The sequence below is a fragment of the Luteimonas abyssi genome, assembly GCF_001482195.1.
GTDB classification, from domain to species: domain Bacteria; phylum Pseudomonadota; class Gammaproteobacteria; order Xanthomonadales; family Xanthomonadaceae; genus Luteimonas; species Luteimonas abyssi.
This window is the reverse complement of sequence record NZ_KQ759764.1, coordinates 17,184-18,375: the sequence shown is the minus strand read 5'-3', so window position 1 is coordinate 18,375 and position 1,192 is coordinate 17,184. Positions and strand designations below refer to the sequence as shown.

Annotated in this window: 2 protein-coding genes; both read left to right on the top strand. The window is 34.9% G+C overall.

The annotated features are described in order from the left end of the window. The coding region (locus RG19_RS17965; protein ID WP_202905392.1) for a hypothetical protein at nt 1-394 on the top strand (394 nt) is incomplete at its 5' end. Nucleotides 395-674: 280 nt separating this feature from the next. After that, on the top strand, nt 675-1,192 hold a 518-nt coding region (locus RG19_RS18075; protein ID WP_202905391.1), incomplete at its 3' end, for a hypothetical protein.

Sequence of the window (1,192 nt, the reverse complement as noted above, 5' to 3'; positions counted from 1 at the left end):
TGGGGTAATTTCTAAAAAGCTTTTAGCCATTCATTCCATGCTCAGATATAGTGTGATAGAAAGCCAAAAAGAATTAGCTTCAGCAAATAGTATAGGACAGGAATTATTAGATAAGTCGAGAGTAGATGAAAATACAAGATCTTATTTAGCAGAATTGAGAAAAGCTCAAAAGATAAATGGAAAGCCATTAACGATTAATATGCTGTCTGAACAAAGTGGAATATCTAAGAAAACAATTTGGGAGTGGGAGAAAAAAGGTATCCCAGATGATACGTCCGCAGACTGTTTATATCAATATCGATCTGCTTTAAACGTGTCTATGGATGTTATCTTTCACTTTAGTCAATTACAAAAAGAAAAAGGGGAAGCTTATGAAGCTGATAAAGAAAATTAACGGTTACTTTTTTGAAACGGAGGACTTTCACCTGGACATGCTTTGGTTTTACGTGCCGCTGCTCTTATTACTAACAGTGTTGATCATACAATTTTGTCTATAAAAAAAGCCTATGTTTAAAGCAACATAGGAAAAATAATACTCAACTTAAAACTATTATAACAGATAACTTAAAAAATATACAGTACTTGTACGTCAGGGAGTAGGTGATCTTATTATACCATACATCAGCGATATTCCGCAGGAACTCACTAAACGTAATCAATGGGTAATGTGGAAAATGGAACAAATTGAAGGACAGAAAAAAACAACTAAAGTGCCTTATCAGATAAATGGAGAGAAGGCAAATTCAACTAATCCGAGAACATGGACAAGTTTCTATTCTACATGGGAACATGAGCACAAATTTAGTGGGATAGGATATGTAGTGACTGAGAACGATCCTTACACAGTTATTGATCTGGATGATTGCATTGAAAATGGTGTTATAAATCCAGAAGCGCAGTCTCTTATAAATGCATTCGATAGTTATACAGAATATAGCCAAAGTGGTAAAGGCATTCACATATTTATTAAAGCACGGAAGCCTGGTAATCGCTCTAAAAATACTGAAAAAGGAATTGAAATATATGATAGCAAACGTTTCATTGTAATGACCAGAAATCCTGTAGAGGGAATGCCGCTAGATATACAAGAGCGACAAGATACGTTGAATTATATCTATGATATGTATTTCGCTGCTACTGATAAAACGGAGCCACAGCAATTACAAAAGTCAGCATCTCGAGCGTCTCCATC